20 protein-coding genes and 1 tRNA gene are annotated in these 17608 nt (G+C 61.8%); 16 read left to right on the top strand and 5 right to left on the bottom strand.

All coding sequences use genetic code 11. The features are described from left to right. Window positions 1-444: 444 nt before the first annotated feature. The 4 genes from glyA (at window position 445) to BM413_RS26180 (ending at window position 4134) form a co-directional block, all read left to right on the top strand. Window positions 445-1758 carry a serine hydroxymethyltransferase gene (gene glyA, locus BM413_RS26195; RefSeq protein ID WP_091917809.1) on the top strand — a complete coding sequence of 438 codons (1314 nt, stop codon included), beginning with the start codon at window positions 445-447 and terminating at the stop codon, window positions 1756-1758. 163 nt (window positions 1759-1921) lie between these two features. Then, window positions 1922-2392, top strand: coding sequence for a transcriptional regulator NrdR (gene nrdR / locus BM413_RS26190; protein WP_091917808.1), 471 nt, complete (start codon window positions 1922-1924; stop codon window positions 2390-2392). A gap of 3 nt (window positions 2393-2395) precedes the next feature. Continuing rightward, complete coding sequence (gene ribD, locus BM413_RS26185; RefSeq protein WP_091917807.1) at window positions 2396-3517, top strand: bifunctional diaminohydroxyphosphoribosylaminopyrimidine deaminase/5-amino-6-(5-phosphoribosylamino)uracil reductase RibD; 1122 nt, start codon at window positions 2396-2398, stop codon at window positions 3515-3517. Further along, window positions 3517-4134 (top strand): riboflavin synthase, encoded by a 618-nt coding sequence (locus tag BM413_RS26180; protein WP_091917851.1) that lies wholly within the window; start codon window positions 3517-3519, stop codon window positions 4132-4134. Before ribD ends, BM413_RS26180 begins: the two co-directional genes overlap by 1 nt. Window positions 4135-4137: 3 nt before the next feature. On the opposite strand, the gene BM413_RS26175 is transcribed toward BM413_RS26180, so the two are convergent. Further along, the gene (locus tag BM413_RS26175; RefSeq protein ID WP_091917806.1) at window positions 4138-4533 is read right to left on the bottom strand and encodes a DoxX family protein; all 396 of its coding nucleotides are present in this window, start codon (window positions 4531-4533) and stop codon (window positions 4138-4140) included. Between the two features lie 243 nt (window positions 4534-4776). On the opposite strand from BM413_RS26175, the gene ribH reads away from it, so the two are divergent. The 4 genes from ribH to BM413_RS26155 all read left to right on the top strand — a co-directional run bounded on the left by ribH (window position 4777) and on the right by BM413_RS26155 (window position 9321). Next, window positions 4777-5232, top strand: a complete 456-nt coding sequence (gene ribH, locus BM413_RS26170; RefSeq protein WP_091917805.1) for a 6,7-dimethyl-8-ribityllumazine synthase — start codon at window positions 4777-4779, stop codon at window positions 5230-5232. A gap of 2 nt (window positions 5233-5234) precedes the next feature. After that, window positions 5235-5732 carry a transcription antitermination factor NusB gene (gene nusB, locus BM413_RS26165; RefSeq protein WP_091917804.1) on the top strand — a complete coding sequence of 166 codons (498 nt, stop codon included), beginning with the start codon at window positions 5235-5237 and terminating at the stop codon, window positions 5730-5732. Beyond that, window positions 5732-6955, top strand: coding sequence for an MFS transporter (locus BM413_RS26160; protein WP_091917803.1), 1224 nt, complete (start codon window positions 5732-5734; stop codon window positions 6953-6955). Before nusB ends, BM413_RS26160 begins: the two co-directional genes overlap by 1 nt. Before the next feature lie 224 nt (window positions 6956-7179). Continuing rightward, window positions 7180-9321 carry a sodium-translocating pyrophosphatase gene (locus BM413_RS26155; RefSeq protein WP_091917802.1) on the top strand — a complete coding sequence of 714 codons (2142 nt, stop codon included), beginning with the start codon at window positions 7180-7182 and terminating at the stop codon, window positions 9319-9321. 81 nt (window positions 9322-9402) lie between these two features. Here BM413_RS26155 and BM413_RS26150 read toward each other — a convergent pair whose 3' ends face one another. Continuing rightward, entirely contained in the window at window positions 9403-9912 is a 510-nt protein-coding gene (locus BM413_RS26150; protein ID WP_091917801.1) for an outer membrane protein assembly factor BamE, read from the bottom strand. Window positions 9913-10052: 140 nt separating this feature from the next. Between BM413_RS26150 and BM413_RS26145 the strand changes: the two genes are divergently transcribed. The 7 genes from BM413_RS26145 (at window position 10053) to BM413_RS26115 (ending at window position 15525) form a co-directional block, all read left to right on the top strand. Beyond that, window positions 10053-10592, top strand: coding sequence for a ubiquinol-cytochrome C chaperone family protein (locus tag BM413_RS26145; RefSeq protein ID WP_091917800.1), 540 nt, complete (start codon window positions 10053-10055; stop codon window positions 10590-10592). A gap of 23 nt (window positions 10593-10615) precedes the next feature. Next, window positions 10616-11173 (top strand): YceD family protein, encoded by a 558-nt coding sequence (locus tag BM413_RS26140; protein ID WP_091917799.1) that lies wholly within the window; start codon window positions 10616-10618, stop codon window positions 11171-11173. Between the two features lie 108 nt (window positions 11174-11281). Then, window positions 11282-12340, top strand: coding sequence for a phosphate acyltransferase PlsX (plsX, locus tag BM413_RS26135; RefSeq protein ID WP_091917798.1), 1059 nt, complete (start codon window positions 11282-11284; stop codon window positions 12338-12340). Window positions 12341-12354: 14 nt separating this feature from the next. Continuing rightward, window positions 12355-13326, top strand: coding sequence for a beta-ketoacyl-ACP synthase III (locus BM413_RS26130; RefSeq protein WP_091917797.1), 972 nt, complete (start codon window positions 12355-12357; stop codon window positions 13324-13326). A 217-nt stretch (window positions 13327-13543) separates the two neighbouring features. Then, a complete protein-coding gene (locus tag BM413_RS26125; RefSeq protein ID WP_091917796.1) occupies window positions 13544-13867 on the top strand; it encodes an integration host factor subunit alpha in 324 nt (107 codons plus the stop codon). Window positions 13868-14114: 247 nt separating this feature from the next. After that, a complete protein-coding gene (locus BM413_RS26120) occupies window positions 14115-14654 on the top strand; it encodes a MerR family transcriptional regulator (protein WP_091917795.1) in 540 nt (179 codons plus the stop codon). Between the two features lie 136 nt (window positions 14655-14790). Beyond that, on the top strand, window positions 14791-15525 hold the full coding sequence (locus BM413_RS26115; RefSeq protein WP_091917794.1) for an MOSC domain-containing protein: 735 nt from the start codon (window positions 14791-14793) through the stop codon (window positions 15523-15525). A 21-nt stretch (window positions 15526-15546) separates the two neighbouring features. Here the strand turns inward: BM413_RS26115 and BM413_RS26110 are convergent, their stop codons facing one another. Then, window positions 15547-15810 (bottom strand): DUF2188 domain-containing protein, encoded by a 264-nt coding sequence (locus BM413_RS26110; protein WP_091917793.1) that lies wholly within the window; start codon window positions 15808-15810, stop codon window positions 15547-15549. 180 nt (window positions 15811-15990) lie between these two features. Then, complete coding sequence (locus BM413_RS26105) at window positions 15991-16248, bottom strand: GlsB/YeaQ/YmgE family stress response membrane protein (protein WP_091917792.1); 258 nt, start codon at window positions 16246-16248, stop codon at window positions 15991-15993. Between the two features lie 144 nt (window positions 16249-16392). On the opposite strand from BM413_RS26105, the gene BM413_RS26100 reads away from it, so the two are divergent. Next, window positions 16393-16851 carry a YidB family protein gene (locus BM413_RS26100; protein ID WP_091917791.1) on the top strand — a complete coding sequence of 153 codons (459 nt, stop codon included), beginning with the start codon at window positions 16393-16395 and terminating at the stop codon, window positions 16849-16851. 140 nt (window positions 16852-16991) lie between these two features. On the opposite strand, the gene BM413_RS26095 is transcribed toward BM413_RS26100, so the two are convergent. Next, window positions 16992-17068, bottom strand: a tRNA-Pro gene (locus BM413_RS26095). Window positions 17069-17608: the final 540 nt, after the last annotated feature.

Below are 17608 nucleotides of genomic sequence, written 5' to 3'. Positions count from 1 at the left end.
CAAAACTCGGTGAAAATTCACGATACGCAGGCACTAAGCTGAAAGCTCAGAACTGCGTCACCACGAAGGGCAGACCGGGAGAGATGCTTTGTCGGCGATCGTTCTGGTCAGCCCTGCAAACGCATTTGCAGGGCGTTGACGGGGCCACGCTGACGATGATGACGAAAAAACGTATTCACGCAGCCCTCCTTTCTTGATCATGACGAGTTGCAGGCCAGAAATACCCGCGCTGGGCGCAATATGCAACCGGCGTGGAAGCGGGCAGGGCATGCTTTTCGGGTGCACCGCGCCGTTCTGCCGCAAAGCGACCACCAAATTTCGCGCCGCGAACGTGGCGAGGCCCAAGCAAGTGTGCTAATGGCGCGCCGCATGGAACATGATCTCCTTCCCCAAGGGATGATGTCCGCGCAACAGAGCACCGCCCCAGCTAAGGATTTACCTGACATGGCAAGAGACTCGGCCGCCTCGCAACATTTCGAATCCTTCTTCGGCACGACGCTCGCCGATGCCGATCCGGAGATTTTCGGCTCCATCCGCAACGAGCTTGGCCGTCAGCGCCATGAGATCGAGCTGATTGCCTCGGAAAACATCGTCAGCCGCGCCGTGCTGGAAGCGCAGGGCTCGATCATGACCAACAAATATGCCGAAGGCTATCCGGGCAAGCGCTACTACGGTGGCTGCCAGTTCGTCGATGTCGCCGAGACGCTCGCCATCGAGCGCGCCAAGAAACTGTTCGGCTGCAACTTCGCCAACGTCCAGCCGAACTCCGGCAGCCAGATGAACCAGGCGGTGTTCCTGGCGCTGCTGCAGCCGGGCGACACCTTCATGGGCCTCGACCTCAATTCGGGCGGCCATCTGACCCACGGCTCGCCGGTCAATATGTCGGGAAAATGGTTCAAGGTCGTCTCCTACGGCGTGCGTCAGGACGACCACCTGCTCGACATGGACGAGGTTGCGCGCCTTGCCCGCGAGAACAAGCCGAAGCTGATCCTCGCCGGCGGCACCGCCTATTCCCGCATCTGGGACTGGAAGCGTTTCCGCGAGATCGCCGACGAAGTCGGCGCCTATCTGATGGTCGACATGGCCCACATTGCCGGTCTCGTTGCCGGCGGCCAGCACCCGTCGCCGCTGCCGCATGCCCATGTCGTGACCACGACCACGCACAAATCCCTGCGCGGTCCGCGCGGCGGCATGATCCTGACCAATGACGAGGAAATCGCCAAGAAGATGAATTCGGCGGTGTTCCCCGGCCTGCAGGGCGGTCCGCTGATGCATGTCATCGCCGCAAAGGCGGTCGCTTTCGGCGAGGCGCTGAAGCCGGAATTCAAGACCTACGCCGCCAACATCGTCGCCAACGCCAAGGCGCTGGCCGATAGCCTGAAGGGAACGGGTCTCGATATCGTTTCGGGCGGCACCGACAACCATCTGATGCTGGTCGACCTGCGCCCCAAGAACGCCACCGGCAAGCGCGCCGAGGCAGCCCTTGGCCGCGCCAACATCACCTGCAACAAGAACGGCATTCCCTTCGACCCGGAAAAGCCCTTCGTCACCTCGGGCGTTCGCCTCGGCACGCCGGCCGGCACGACGCGCGGCTTCGGCGAGGCTGAGTTCCGCGAGATCGGCAATCTGATCGCCGAAGTGCTCGACGGGCTGAAGGTCGCGAATTCTGACGAAGGCAATGCGGCCGTCGAGTCTGCCGTGAAGAAGAAGGTGGTCGAACTCACCGACCGCTTCCCGCTTTATCCCTATCTGGGGTGAACGGTTGAAAAGGGCGGGTTTTCCCGCCCTTTTTCATTTGCGGTGTAAAAACGAACGCTCTGTCTTCGCTTGCGACGCAGGCAGCACCGAAAAGCGGTTTCCACTTTTCGCAATCATGCTCTAAGCCTTTCGCGAGAGGAATCGCGAAGGACAAAGCTGAGACATGCGCTGCCCCTACTGCCAGTCGGAAGACACCCAGGTCAAAGATTCCCGCCCCGCCGAAGACGGCGCGGCGATCAGGCGGCGTCGCGTCTGCCCCGACTGCGGCGGGCGCTTCACCACCTTCGAACGCGTGCAGTTGCGCGACCTGGTCGTGGTGAAGAAGTCCGGCCGAAAAGTTCCGTTCAGCCGCGACAAGCTGCTGCGTTCGATGGAAATCGCCGTGCGCAAGCGCAATGTCGATCCCGAACGCATCGACCGTGCAGTAACCGGCATCGTGCGCCAGCTCGAAAGCTCGGGCGAAACCGAAGTGACGACTGGCGAGATCGGACGTCTGGTCATGGAGGCGCTGAAGTCGCTCGACGACGTCGCCTATGTCCGCTTCGCTTCGGTCTATCGCAATTTCCGTGAGGCCAAGGACTTTCATGACGTTCTCGGCGAGCTCAAGGGCGAGGACGAAGAGGACCTCGGCTGAGCCATGGCTGGCCGCGATAAGGACCAGCAGGCGACTGACCGCCGCTTCATGGCCGCAGCCCTTCGCATGTCGCGAAAACATGCTGGCCTGACGGCGACAAACCCCGCCGTCGGCACGCTGCTCGTTCGTGACGACGGCAACGGCCCGGTGATCGTCGGGCGCGGCGTGACTGCCATCGGTGGCAGGCCGCATGCGGAAGCCGAGGCGCTGGCCGAAGCCGGGGAAAAAGCGCGTGGCGCGACCGCTTATGTGACGCTCGAACCCTGCGCTCATCACGGCCGCACGCCGCCTTGCGCCAATGCGCTGGTTTCGGCCGGCGTGACCCGCGTTGTGGGTGCTGCGAGTGATCCAGACCCGCGCGTCTCCGGCAAGGGCTACGCCATCCTGCGCGAAGCCGGCATCGAAGTGGTCGAGCGGGTGATGGCCGACGAGGCCGCAGATCAGCTTGCCGGCTATCTGACTCGATCTCTCAAAAAACGTCCGCAAGTGACTCTGAAACTTGCGCTTTCCACCGACGGTATGATCGGCCGGCCGGGCGAGGGGCAGATCGCCATCACGGGCGCGATCTCGCGCCGTCAGGTGCATCTGATGCGCGCCGAGGCCGATGCGATCGTGGTCGGCATCAACACGGCGCTCGCCGACGACCCGGAACTGACGGTGCGGTTGCCAGGGTTGGAGGGCCGCTCGCCGGTGCGCATCGTGCTGGATCGTCTGGCACGGCTCGATCCGGCTTCGAAACTGGCGCGCACGGCGGAAGCCGTTCCCCTATTCGTGGCCGTTGGGCCGGAAGCGGATGCGGCGCGCAAAGCCGAACTCGAAGCGCTCGGGGTGAAATTGCTCGCCACCGACACTTATGACGGCCGCATCGCGCTGCCGGAATTGCTGGAGGATCTCGCAGCACTTGGCATGATGAATGTCATGGTGGAGGGCGGGGCGGAGACGGCGCGCAATTTCCTCGCCGACGATATGGTCGACCGCATCGTGATTTTTCGTGGTCCAATCGAACTGGGCGCGGGCGGCATTGCAGCACCGGTTGATGAGAACCATATGCCGGCAGGGTTTCGCCTTACGCGCCAGGCGCGCTTCGGCGACGACAGCTATGCCGAATGGACAAGGAATTTCTGATGTTTACCGGAATTGTCACCGATGTTGGTTCAGTCGCCTCCGTCTCGCCGCTGAGCGAGGGCGTCAGGCTGCGCATCGACACAGCCTACGACCCGGAAACCATCGACATCGGCGCATCGATCTCCTGCGGCGGTGTCTGCCTGACCGTCGTCACCCTGCCGGAAGCCGGCGCGAACGGCCGCTGGTTCGAGGTCGAGGCCTGGGAAGAAGCGCTGCGTCTGACGACCGCTGCCGGATGGGAAGCCGGGAGCCGCATCAATCTCGAACGCGCCTTGAAGATCGGTGATGAACTCGGCGGCCACATCGTTTCCGGCCATGTCGACGGCATGGCCGAAATCGTCGCGCGGCAGGACGAGGGCGACGCCGTGCGTTTCACGCTCGAAGCGCCGCGCGAGCTGGCGAAATTCATCGCGCCCAAGGGTTCCGTGGCGCTCGACGGCACTTCGCTCACCGTCAACAAGGTCGAGCGCACCCGCTTCGACGTGCTCCTGATCCACCATTCGCTGACCGTCACCACCTGGGGCGAGCGAAAGGTCGGCGACCGCGTCAATCTCGAGATTGACACCATGGCGCGCTATGCGGCGCGGCTTTCGCAGGCGGCGGAAGAGGGGCTTTGAGGCTCAAAAAACGCTCTTCCTGATTGCCAGCTTTTCGCCCGGTCCATGAACCGCGGCGAACAGCAGGCCGGCGATGAAGGTGAAGTGATCGATGAAGAAGCCGAATTCGGCCTGGTTGCCTTCCCAGTGCGACGGCCCGTGAAAGGCAAAGGCCAGGAACAGCACATAGACTGCCGCAAGGATGGCGGCTTCCGAGAAGAACGCGCCGGTCAGCAATGCGAGAGCGAGTGCGACCTCGAAGAAGGCGGCGACCCAGGCAAGAAACAGCGGAAACGGAAAACCCGCTGCGGCGATGTAGCCGGCTGTCGCTTCCATGCCGAGAAACTTGAAGCTAGCGGCCATGACGAAAACGCCGCCAAAAATCAGCCTTGCGATGAGAATTGCAACGGTCTTGCTCATTGATTGGTCCTCCACGGTGTCGTTTGGCCCACATAGGACGAATGGAAAACGCTGTTTCCGACATCGATGATGCCGGAATTTGTTTCTCATTTCATAAGAGCCCCGGAGCGTGCGGTTTCAGAGCGCGTCCTTCATCGCAGCCGAAGATGCCGCAGATGGAGTGCCTCGAACGGTCATCCGGCAATCTTCCGCTTGCGAACTTACCGGCTTCGGCCTAAGTCACCGACGATCCCGGAGACGTTCATGGCCAGTTCCACAAAACCGCATTTGCTCATAATCGAGGCTCGTTTTTACGACGACCTCGCCGACGCGCTTCTCGAAGGCGCGAAGGGTGCGCTCGACGACGCGGGTGCGACTTATGACGTCGTGACGGTTCCCGGCGCGCTGGAAGTGCCTGCCGTGATCTCTTTTGCGCTTGATGGCGCGGAGGAAGGCGGCACGGAATATGATGGCTTTGTCGCCCTTGGCACCGTCATTCGCGGTGAGACCTATCATTTCGACATCGTCGCCAACGAATCGAGCCGTGCGCTGATGGACCTCGCGGTCAAGGAATCGCTTGCGATCGGCAACGGCATCCTGACGGTCGAAAACGACGACCAGGCCTGGGCGCGCGCCAAGCGCCATGAGGGCGACAAGGGCGGCTTCGCAGCGCGCGCCGCACTCACCATGATCGCCCTGCGCGAACGCCTTGGAGCCTGATCGTGACTGAGCCAGCCGAAAACGGTCAGCCCCCCATCCGCCAGGCCAACAAGCGTGGCGCTGCCCGCCTTGCCGCCGTGCAAGCGCTCTACCAGATGGATGTGGCGGGTGCCGGTCTGCTCGAAATCACCGCCGAATATGAAGCCTTCAGGCTGGGCAAGGAAGTCGACGGCGCGCTCTATCGCGAAGCTGATGCGCAGTGGTTCCGCGCTATCCTTGCCGGTGTCGTCGAGAATCAGAAGACGGTCGATCCGGTCATCCGCCAGGCGCTGACCGAGGACTGGCCGCTTTCCCGTCTCGATTCGACTTTGCGCGCTATCCTGCGTTCCGGCGTCTACGAGTTGATGCAGCGTCCGGACGTGCCGGTTGCCGTCATCGTTTCGGAATATGTCGACATCGCCAAGGCGTTCTATGTCGAGGACGAGCCGAAGCTGGTGAACGCCGTGCTTGACCGGGTGTCGCGCCGCGTGCGCGGCGAAGGACGCGGCAAAGACGCCTGATGAGCGACGCCGCGCAAAGCAACGCACGGCGAACGGCGATCATCCTCGCAGCCTCGCAGGCAATTGTCGGCTCGGCCGCTCCCATCTGCATCTCGCTCGGCGCGCTTGCCGGCCATTATCTGCTCGGCGCCGACAAGTCGCTAGCAACCGCTCCTGTTACTGGCTTCAACCTCGGCGTTGCGCTGGGCTCGCTGCCGGCAGCGGCGGTGTTGAGATGGCTTGGTCAGCGCAACGGCTTTATGACTGGTACGCTGGCGACGGCGCTGGGTGGGCTCGTTGCGACGCTGGCGCTCTTCCAATCCAACTTCTGGCTGTTTGCTGCCGGCCTCATGATCGTCGGCATTGGCGGGGCCTTCGTCCAGCAGTTCCGTTTTGCGGCTGCCGACAATGCGCCGCGCGAATTCAAGGCGCGCGCCATTTCCTTCGTGCTGGCCGGCGGCGTGATTACCGCGATCCTCGGGCCGCAGATCGTCATCTTCACGCGCGAACTGTTCGCGCCGGTGATGTTTGCCGGTTCCTTCGCGGCGATCCTCGTGCTTTCGGCGGCCGGTGCGATCGTTCTGTCGTTTCTGCGCACGAGCCCGGATACGCACAAGAAAGCGGTCGATAGCCGAAGTGCCCGGCCCCTTGGTGAGATCATTTCGCAGCCGCGCTTCATCGTTGCGCTGCTTTGCGGCGTCGGGTCCTTCACGCTGATGACCTTCGTCATGACCGGCGCGCCGCTTGCCATGGTCGGCTGCGGTTTTTCGCCGGATGAGGCGACGCTCGGCATTTCCTGGCATGTCATGGCGATGTTTGCGCCGAGCTTCTTCACCGGCCGGCTGATCCACCGCTTCGGCGTAAATACGATTGTTGCGACGGGCTTCATCCTGCTGATTGGCTGCGCGCTGGTTGCGCTGTCGGGCATCCAGCTCTGGCAGTTCTGGACCGCGCTCATCCTGCTCGGTCTCGGCTGGAATTTTGCCTTCATCGGCGCGACCGCGCTTGTGGCGGAAACCTATCACCCGTCCGAAAAGGGCAGGGCACAGGGCTTTCACGATTTCGTCCTGTTCGGCAGCGTCGCCTTCGCTTCGCTGATGTCCGGCAAGGTCTACAACGCCTATGGCTGGGAGATGCTGAACTGGGTGGTGTTCCCGGTGACGGCGATCTGCCTCGTGGCGCTGGTATGGCTGGTTGTTTCGCGCAGGCACGTGCCGGACACGTCTGCCGTGCGGCGCCCGTAAGGGCCTGGATACTCCCCGCCTGTCGTGAGGCCCTAGGCTTGGCAGTCGCTTGGCCTAATCAAAAACGGCAAAAATCCGGCAAAAACTCAACACTGACTTGACGTTGGCCGATCCGTTGCGGACAAATAGTCGCAGACCGGATTCCGGCTACACGGCCAACCGGTCTTCATCGCAGCGCCCGGGGAGGGGTTCTACCGGGCTCACAATCAGGGAAGATCGGCATAATGACCATGCTTTACGTCGTCATTGCCTGCGGCCTGCTTTCTGTCCTTTACGCCATCTGGGCGACACAGTCGGTTCTTGCAGCCGACCAGGGCAATGCACGCATGCAGGAAATATCAGCCGCCATCCGGGAGGGGGCACAGGCTTATCTTGCGCGTCAATACACGACCATCGCCATCGTCGGCGTGGTGGTTCTCCTTCTGGCCTGGTGGCTTTTATCGGCGACCGCAGCAATCGGTTTCCTGATCGGCGCAGTGCTTTCGGGCGTGGCCGGTTTCATCGGCATGCATGTGTCTGTGCGAGCCAATGTGCGCACCGCACAGGCAGCCTCCAACAGCCTGGCAGCCGGCCTCGACATCGCCTTCAAGTCGGGCGCCATCACCGGCATGCTGGTGGCGGGCCTCGCGCTGCTCGGCGTGTCGGTCTACTACTGGGTTCTCATCGGCCCGATGGGCCTGGCGCCTGATGACCGCACGGTTATCGACGCGCTTGTCTCACTCGGCTTCGGCGCTTCGCTGATCTCGATCTTTGCCCGTCTCGGCGGCGGCATCTTCACCAAGGGTGCCGATGTCGGCGGCGATCTCGTCGGCAAGGTCGAAGCCGGTATCCCGGAAGACGACCCACGCAACCCGGCGACCATTGCCGACAACGTCGGCGACAATGTCGGCGACTGCGCCGGCATGGCAGCCGACCTGTTCGAGACCTATGCGGTGACCGTCGTCGCCACCATGGTTCTGGCGGCGATCTTCTTCGGCGGCACTGCCGTTCTCGGCAGCGTCATGCTCTATCCGCTGGCCATCTGCGGCGCCTGCATCATCACCTCGATCATCGGCACCTTCTTCGTCAAGCTCGGCTCCAACGGCTCGATCATGGGCGCGCTCTACAAGGGGCTGATCGTCACCGGCCTGCTTTCGATCATCGGCCTGGGTGCTGCAACGTCGCTCACCGTCGGCTGGGGCGAGATCGGAACCGGCGGCGGTGTTACCGTCACCGGGCAGAACCTGTTCGTCTGCGGCCTTGTCGGCCTTCTGGTAACCGGTCTTATCGTCGTCATCACCGAATACTACACCGGCACCAACAAGCGCCCGGTCAATTCCATCGCCCAGGCATCGGTGACGGGCCACGGCACCAACGTCATCCAGGGCCTGGCGGTTTCGCTGGAATCGACGGCGTTGCCGGCGATCGTCATCGTCGGCGGCATCATCTCGACCTACCAGCTCGGCGGCCTGTTCGGCACGGCGATCGCGGTGACCACCATGCTCGGCCTTGCCGGCATGATCGTGGCACTCGATGCCTTCGGCCCGGTCACCGACAATGCCGGTGGTATCGCTGAAATGGCCGGCCTGCCCAAGGAAGTGCGTCACTCCACCGACGCGCTCGACGCGGTCGGCAACACCACCAAGGCGGTCACCAAGGGCTATGCTATCGGTTCGGCGGGTCTCGGCGCGCTGGTGCTGTTTGCGGCCTATTCGAACGACCTGAAGTTCTTTGCCGCCAACGGCGACAAATATCCTTACTTCCAGGGCATGGGCGAAGTCTCCTTCGACCTCTCCAACCCTTACGTCGTTGCCGGCCTGATCTTCGGCGGCCTGATTCCCTATCTCTTCGGCGGTATCGCCATGACCGCCGTCGGTCGTGCTGCGGGAGCAATCGTCGAGGAGGTTCGCCGTCAGTTCCGCGAGGATCCGGGCATCATGAAGGGCACTTCCAAGCCCAACTACGCCCGCGCCGTCGACCTTCTGACCAAGGCGGCGATCAAGGAGATGATCATCCCGTCGCTGCTGCCGGTGCTGGCACCGCTCGTCGTCTATTTCGGCGTGCTGCTCATCTCCGGTTCCAAGGCCTCAGCCTTTGCCGCACTCGGCGCTTCGCTGCTCGGCGTCATCGTCAACGGCCTGTTTGTCGCCATCTCGATGACCTCGGGTGGTGGTGCCTGGGACAATGCCAAGAAGTCGTTCGAAGACGGTTTCACAGACAAGGACGGCGTCAAGCATCTCAAGGGTTCCGAAGCGCACAAGGCTTCGGTGACCGGCGATACGGTCGGCGATCCCTATAAGGATACCGCCGGTCCGGCCGTCAACCCGGCGATCAAGATCACCAACATCGTCGCATTGCTGCTGCTGGCCGTGCTGGCGCACTCATAAAGAGCCGACGGGCGGCTCGAATCGAAAAAACCCGCGGGAGCGATCCCGCGGGTTTTTGATTGGTCAATGAAGTGGCAGCGCTTACTGCGTCGTTCCGATCGGCAGGGTCGGCTTGCCACCCGCGCCGGCAATGAGCTGGCCGATGAAGTTCTGGTCCTTGCCGCCGGTCGGCGTGGTGCGCGCGATGAAGTCGAAGATCTTGCCGTCCTGCTTGCCGTAGTTGGCGATCTGCGTGACGCGGCCGTCGGGGCCGAAATAGACGGCCAGAACACGCTGGTCGACCAGTCTTGGATTCAGGAAGGCGACCGAGCGCCTGCGCGTCTGCGAAATGTAATAGAACACCTCGTTGTCGAAGGTCGCGGTGGTCGACGGGCTGCCGAGCGCCAGAATAACCTGTTCGCGGCTGGAGCCGACGGGCACGAGATCGATCTGCTGCTGGTCGATGACATAGCCCTGCGTCAGGGTCTCGCCCGGCGTCAGGTCGCCCAGAACCTTTGACGAGTTGCAGCCGGAAAGCCCCACCGCGGCAAGCATGCAAGCCGCTCCGACGGCGGCAGGCGAATAAATGGTCTTGAAATTCAGCGAGCCCAACAACAACTCCTTCAAATCGATCTTGGCAATATGTCTTGCCGCCCCCACCTTGCACGGAGCCGCAAAACCGGTAAACCAGCTTGCGCGCCGATGCAACAACGCCACCCCGCGAAACGGTTCCCCGAGGAGACCCGCCCGTCATGTTCAAACGCCTTTTCGGCCGCGAACGCAGCAATCGTACGATAACGGACGCGCTCTACGCCGAAATCGTGGCGGCGGCGCGGCAGCCGGTATTTTATTCTGATTGGGATGCGCCCGACACGCCGCTTGGCCGTTTCGAGATGCTTTCCCTGCATATGTTCCTGTTTCAGCAGCGACTGCACGGCGAGACTGGCGCGGCACGCGAGGTCGCGCAGATACTGACCGATGATTTCTTCGCCGAAGTCGAGCACTCCCTGCGGGATCTCGGAATAGGCGATATGGGCGTGCCGAAGCGGATGAAGAAGCTCGGCCGCATGTTTTACGGGCGCACGGCCGCTTATACCGATGCGCTCGAGCGCGGCGACAGGGAAGCGCTCACCGCAGCACTGGCCCGAAACATAAGGCCCGACAGCGAAGCCTGGCCGCAGGCAGACGCCCTTGCAGCCTATGTGATAGAGGCGGACAATATGCTGCGCGAGCAGGCGTCGGAGGCGATCCTTTCGGGATCGGTCCGCTTTCCGGTCGCGGGTGCTGCCTGATGAAACAAGGAAAGGAGACCGTCATGAAACATGAAATGCCAGTAAGCCCGGTTTCCTTCGTGGCCAATGTTGCGCGGCTGCCCCAGAAGGGCATGCCGGTGGTGATCGAGGCCGACGAGAAGCAGCGTGCGGCTCTTGCCGAAGAGCACGGGCTGGAAACGGTCGAGCGCTACCGGGCCGAATTGCTGGTCACCGCCTGGAAACGCAATGGCATCAGGGTTTCGGGAACTGTCGAGGCCGACATCGTGCAGGCTTGCGTGGTCACGCTGGAGCCGATCGAAACGCATGTCAGCGAAGAAGTTTCGGGGCTTTTCCTGCCGGAGGATTCGAAACTCGCACGGCACGGTTTCGGCGAGGGCGGGGAGATCATGCTTGATGCGGACGGTCCCGACAGCCCGGAACTCTTTTCCGGCGAGACCATCGACGTCGGCGCGCTCGCCGAAGAATTTTTTGGCCTTGCGATCGATCCCTATCCGCGCAAGAAGGGCGCTGAATTACGCCAACCAAGCCATAACTTGGCCGAAGAGCCGGTCGAGAACGAATTGCAACGAAAGCTTCGCGCGCTGACGCAAAAACGCTGAATGGCGTGCGTTTCGCGCGAAATGTCGGTTGTGTGGCGGCTTAAAACCGCTATTTTCGCGAAGCCTTAACCAAGGCCCGCCGTTCGATAAACGTGAGATGAATACCGCGTGATCAGAATTTCCATCGACGCCATGGGCGGCGACCACGGGCCGGGAGTCCTTATTCCCGCACTTCTGACGGTCGCCCAGCGCCGTACCGACGTGCGCTTCCTGGTCTATGGGCGCGAGGATGCCGTTCGTCCCGAACTCAACAAATATCCGAAGCTGGCGGCAATCACCGAATTCTTCCACTGCGACATCGCGGTGAGGATGGATGACAAGCCGAGCCAGGCACTGCGCCATGGCCGCTGGAAGTCCTCCATGTGGAAGGCGATCGAGGCCGTCAAGAACGGTGAGGCGGAAGCCTGCATCTCCGCCGGCAACACCGGCGCGCTGATGGCCATGTCGAAATTCTGCCTGCGCACCATGGCGACGATAGATCGCCCGGCGATTGCCGCGATCTGGCCTACGGCACGCGGCGAAAGCGTGGTCCTGGACGTCGGCGCGACAATCGGTGCGGACGCGCATCAGCTGGTCGACTTCGCCATCCTCGGCACCGGCATGGCGCGCGCCCTGTTCGGCATGGAGCGCCCGACAGTTGGCCTGCTCAATGTCGGCGTCGAAGAGATCAAGGGCCAGGAGGAGGTCAAGGAAGCCGGCCGCCTGCTGCGCGAAGCCGGCAAGATGGCGATGGACTACCACGGTTTCGTCGAGGGCGACGATATCGGCAAGGGCACCGTCGACGTCGTTGTCACCGAGGGTTTTGCCGGCAACATCGCGCTGAAGACGGCCGAAGGCACGGCACGCCAGATTGCGGGCTATCTGCGGGCGGCCATGGGCCGGACGCTGATGGCCAAGATCGGCTACCTCTTCGCCAAGGGCGCGTTTGACACGTTGCGCGAGAAGATGGACGTGCGCCGCGCCAATGGCGGCGTCTTCCTCGGCCTCAACGGCATTGTGGTAAAAAGTCACGGCGGCGCCGACGCGGAAGGTTTCGCAGCGGCGATCGAACTCGGCTATGACATGGTCAGGAACGGGCTTCTCGACCGCATAGAGGCTGATCTCGATCTTTTCCACGCCCGCCACCCGCAGGCGACGAGATCGTCGGAACTCGCGGACGAGAATTAGGAACAGGATATTCTATGATCAGATCGATTGTGCGTGGCATCGGGTCTGCGCTGCCGCGCCGCATCATGAAGAATGCCGACTTCGAAGGCATGGTCGAGACCTCCGACGAGTGGATCGCCCAGCGCACCGGCATTCGCCAGCGCCACATTGCGGCAGACGACGAGACGACGGCATCACTAGGCGAGGCGGCCGCGCGCGCAGCCCTCGACAATGCCGGCCTGACGCCGGCAGACATCGACCTGATCGTGCTCGCCACCTCGACCCCCAACAACACCTTCCCGGCAACCGCCGTCGAAATCCAGAACCGCCTCGGCATGCATCACGGCTTCGCCTTCGACATGCAGGCGGTGTGCTCGGGCTTCGTCTATGCGATCACGACGGCCGACCTTTACATTCGCGGCGGGCTCGCCAAGCGCGTTCTCGTCATCGGCGCCGAAACGTTTTCGCGCATTCTAGACTGGAACGACCGTTCGACCTGCGTGCTTTTCGGTGACGGCGCAGGCGCGCTGGTGATCGAGGCGGCGGAGGGCGAGGGCACGATCGCCGATCGCGGCATCCTCGCGGCCAGCCTGCGCTCGGACGGTGTCCACAAGGACAAGCTCTATGTCGATGGCGGCCCATCGACCACCGGAACGGTCGGCATGCTGCGCATGGAAGGCCGCGAAGTGTTCAAACATGCTGTCGGCATGATAACTGACGTGATCGAGGCGACTTATTCGGAAGCCGGCATCACGTCCGACGATCTCGACTGGTTCGTGCCGCATCAGGCCAACAAGCGCATCATCGACGCATCCGCCAAAAAACTCGGCATTGCCGAGGAAAAGGTCGTCGTGACGGTCAATCTGCACGGCAATACGTCTGCAGCGTCCGTTCCACTGGCGCTTTCGGTGGCAGTTGCCGACGGACGCATCAAAAAAGGCGATCTTGTGCTGCTGGAAGCCATGGGTGGCGGTTTCACCTGGGGCGCGGTGCTTTTGCGCTGGTAGCAGGCAGATTCGGGTTGCGATAAGGGTTCCCGGCTGCAATTTGCGGTCGATTTGCCGGCCAAATGGAAACCGGCTCGCTTTGACGCAACGCAGCATGAATCAGATTCGTCGGTTTCGGAAAAGTCAAAGCATTCAGGGCCTTGACCTAGACGGGTCAATTTTCTAACGTCTCGGCGTTTGTAACGAAATCTGTTGTTTGAGGATGGTTGACGGTCGCATGGGGGGAAAAACGCTTACGCGCGCCGATCTAGCCGAAGCCGTCTACCGCAAGGTGGGGCTTTCCCGAACCGAATCCGCCGAACTGGTCGAGGCAGTGCTCGACGAAATCTGTGAAGCGATCGTACGCGGCGAGACAGTAAAGCTGTCGTCCTTCGCGACATTCCATGTCCGCGACAAGAATGAGCGCATCGGCCGCAATCCCAAGACAGGCGAGGAAGTGCCGATCCTGCCGCGCCGTGTCATGACCTTCAAGGCATCCAATGTCCTGAAGAGCCGCATCCTGCGCACCCATCAGAACAGCAAGGACAAAGCCGCAAAGTAGTTTTGCCGGCGCCTTTTGCCTTATCTGAGCGGTCGATCTTTCTGAATACGGTTGACAAACCCTGGTCTGATTCAGGCCGGGCTTGAATGTTAGCGCGCAACGCGCTGAAATAGTGTACGAATCGGTTTCCGGGCGTGATCCTGAGTGGCGGGACCGATGTCGGAAAGGATTGCGCTCGAACTGTTGGAAAGAGCCGCGTTGCGAAATCCTCGTAACGGACAGGCGTTCCGAGCGAGAGTTGCGCCCCATGGACAAGAGCCCCGACGCCTTCCGTACCATCAGCGAGGTCGCTGAAGACCTCGATCTCCCCCAGCATGTCCTGCGTTTCTGGGAAACGCGCTTCAACCAGATCAAGCCTATGAAGCGTGGCGGCGGCCGCCGCTATTATCGGCCTCAGGATGTCGAACTGATCAAGGGCATCCGCCACATGCTTTATGATCAGGGATATACCATCAAGGGCGTGCAGAAGCTGCTGCGCGAGAACGGCAACCAGTTCCTCGTCGCGATCGGCAATGGCGACGTAGCTGCCGTCGAGGCGATCGCCCAGCGCAAGCAGGCTGAGGCCGCGCCAATGACCGCCGGCGCTCAACCGCGCACCGACGACGAGATGCTGGTTGGCGAGCCGAAGGCCAAGCCGAACCGTCGCTTCTTCGGACTTGGCAAGGCCGACGACGAAGGCCCGGTGCAGCCGGACAGCGGAAAACTGTCTCGCGACAACCGTGCATTGCTTCAGGAAGCGCTTTTCGATCTTCTCGAATGCAAGCGGCTGCTCGACCAGGTGCGTTGAACTGAGCCGGTTTCTTTAACGGGATCATCGAGCCGCTGCGTGAGCTTGCGGTGGCACAATGAAAATCTGTTTTCTGCAGTCGGAATTTCGATCCTTCCCGGCTTTCGTTCACGGATGAAACCGTTACGCTGCGGTCATGACAAAAGTCGGCAAGATCATCGAGTTATGGCGATATCCGGTCAGTTCACTACGCGGTGAGCGGCTGGAGGAAGCGGCCCTCGATGCGCATGGGATTGTCGGGGACCGGCGCTGGGGCCTCTTCGATGTCGAGGCTGGCAAGGTGGCTGCTCCGGAAAAGGAAAAACGCTGGCGCGTCGCCCCGGAAATGCAGTCGCGGCTGGTGGACGACGCAGTCGAGGTATTGGCCGATGATGGAGTGTGGCGGGCCGTCGGCACGCCGGAAGCGGCGTCGGCGGCAACCGAAATTCTCGGATTTCCGGTGGAGTTTCGGCGCTATGAAGACCCATTCCCGAAAGGCGAGACTGCTGCATCCGCGCCGCGATACGATCGCGCCCACCTGCATGTGCTGACAACCGCCTCGCTGGCAAGATTGGCGTCCCTAGCGCCTGCCGACGTTCAGGTGGATGTCCGGCGGTTTCGCGCCAATATGGTGATTGAGACCGAGCCGGAGCTCGAAGGCTTCATCGAGAAGGAATGGCTGAACCGCAGCCTTGCCATCGGTTCAGCCAGGGCAATCGTTGTCGAACCTTGCGAACGTTGCAGTTTCGTCGCGCTGGCGCAGGGCGGCTTGCCCTTCGCGCCGCCGGTGCTCCACACCATCGCGCGCCACGGCGGCGGCGGCTTCGGCATACAGGTCAATGTCACGACGCCTGGCGCTCTGCGCGTCGGAGATGAAGTCGTTCTCGCCTGATCGTTCCGGTTGGGGAGGGCGCTAGCCGCGGTCTTCCTTCCGGCCGCTGTCGGTGACGTCGGCTTCGGGACGGTCGCTGCCTTGTGCAATCTCTTCATGCCATCTGCCGTCGGCGTCCTGATAGGAAATGCCTTCGGTCTTGCCGGCAAGCTGCTGCTCGGAGGCCGCTGCCTTGGCAGCGTTCAGCGCCGCTTCATGGGTGCGAAAGGTTTCGGAAAAGACGTCGCCGAGCTTGTAGGCCCAGCCGCCATCATGCTCCACGATCTGATAGGTCACTTTTGTCATCGTCATGCTCCTGTCTGAGCGGATGAACGAATGCGGCTGTCCGTTGTTCCCGACTGAACAGGCGTTTCGCGGGCTGCGGATAAACAAAAATATACCCGCGCCGAGACACGCGGCAAACCCCCGATATTGGCACTGCACGCCCGCTTCGCTGCGAAGCGAGCGCTTTTGACAGGTCGTCGGCTAGACGCTGCTGCGTCCGGCCAGCGTATGATAGAGCCACAGCACGACGATGGCGCCGATAACCGAGACGATCAGGCTGTAGATGTTGAGGCCGGTTACGCCGGCCGCGCCGAAGAAGTTGAAGATAACACCGCCGACAACCGCACCGACAATGCCGAGGACGATGTCCATCAGCATGCCTTGTCCGCTTTTGTTGACGATTTTGCTGCCCAGGAAGCCCGCAATGAGGCCGAGAATGATCCAAGCGATGACCGACATACAGAATTCTCCTCCAACGTCAGACGACCGAGAGTTCCACAGGAACGAAATAAACACAACTGTTCGGTTGTGGGCTTGAAAAGCCGCTGCACAGTGCCACTATTGTAGGTGCGGGGGCGACAATCCTGGCACATGGAGGCCAATATGGGACTTTTCGACGACGCCGTACCTGGCGGCAATATCGCTAAACCCTTGGTTATCGCGCTCGGCGCACTCTTGGTCGGCAAGATGCTGAGCGGCAAAAGCAGCCAGCCAGCAGCACCTCAGGCTCCCCAGGAGCCGGAACCTGCCGATACCACGGCTGAAGCCGATGGTGGCCTTCTCGGCGGCCTTGGCGGGCTGCTCGACAAGCTGAAGGAAGCCGGACACGGCACCGCCGCCGATTCCTGGGTCGGCACCGGCGAGAACAAGCCAATCGCCGCCAACGATCTCGGCAAGGCGCTCGGCGCGCAGACGATCAAGATGATCGCCGAGAGAACCGGCATCAGTGAAGACGAGCTGCTCAAGCAGCTCTCCACGGCGCTTCCGGGCCTTGTCGACAAGCTGACGCCGGGCGGACAGGTTCCAAGTCAGGAACAAGTTGCTTCGGCTTGGCGGAAATAGGCAGAAAAGCTTTTCCGCCAACAGATCGATTGCAGATCCTGCTTCGGCCTTCCGGAGCAGGATCTTTTTGTCTCTGTCGGCCGCGAATGTGCTGCCGAGGATTTTGGCGATGATTTACTGGGGAAATTTCAAGGGAAGATTGGTCGGAGTGGCCGGATTCGAACCGACGACCCCTTGACCCCCAGTCAAGTGCGCTACCGGGCTGCGCTACACTCCGGACCGCGGAAAGCCATATATTTTCAGTGGTTGCGGCGCAAGGCCTAAATCTGCCTGCGAGAACAGAAGCCGATCATTTTAGGCGAAACTGGGCAATTCCTGACGAAAACTCCCACTGAAAGTCCCACAGCGTTCGCCTAGCGTTCTTTGGATAAATTGTCGCGAATCAAGTCAGTTGGTCTCCGCTCCCGGCTTCGAGTTCGATGCGTGCTTGACGTGTGAGACGCGATAGCTGCAAATCTTGCCCCCGCAACCACTTCCAGCATAATTCAATCGCCGTCCCGATCTAACCATCGGGACGGCGTTTTGCGTTAGACCATCTCATGCGCCGCGGGGGCGGTCCAGGTGTGAGGCCGGCACGCCTTCTGGACCGGCGACTGAGCGGCCGAACGGAAAACGTTGAAAAGACGATGTTTGTCTTCACGAAAGCGAATGGCCGCTTTGCGCCCCATGCACGAACCCGCTTCGCGGGAGGGGCGTCCAGGCCTGAGATGGCGTAGTATTCGTAGCTTTTGAGCAGGTAGCGGCGGGCGAGCCGACC

This window comes from Mesorhizobium sp. YR577, assembly GCF_900116595.1.
In the GTDB taxonomy this organism is placed as follows: Bacteria; Pseudomonadota; Alphaproteobacteria; order Rhizobiales; family Rhizobiaceae; genus Mesorhizobium_M.
This window is presented reverse-complemented; position numbering and strand designations above follow the sequence as displayed.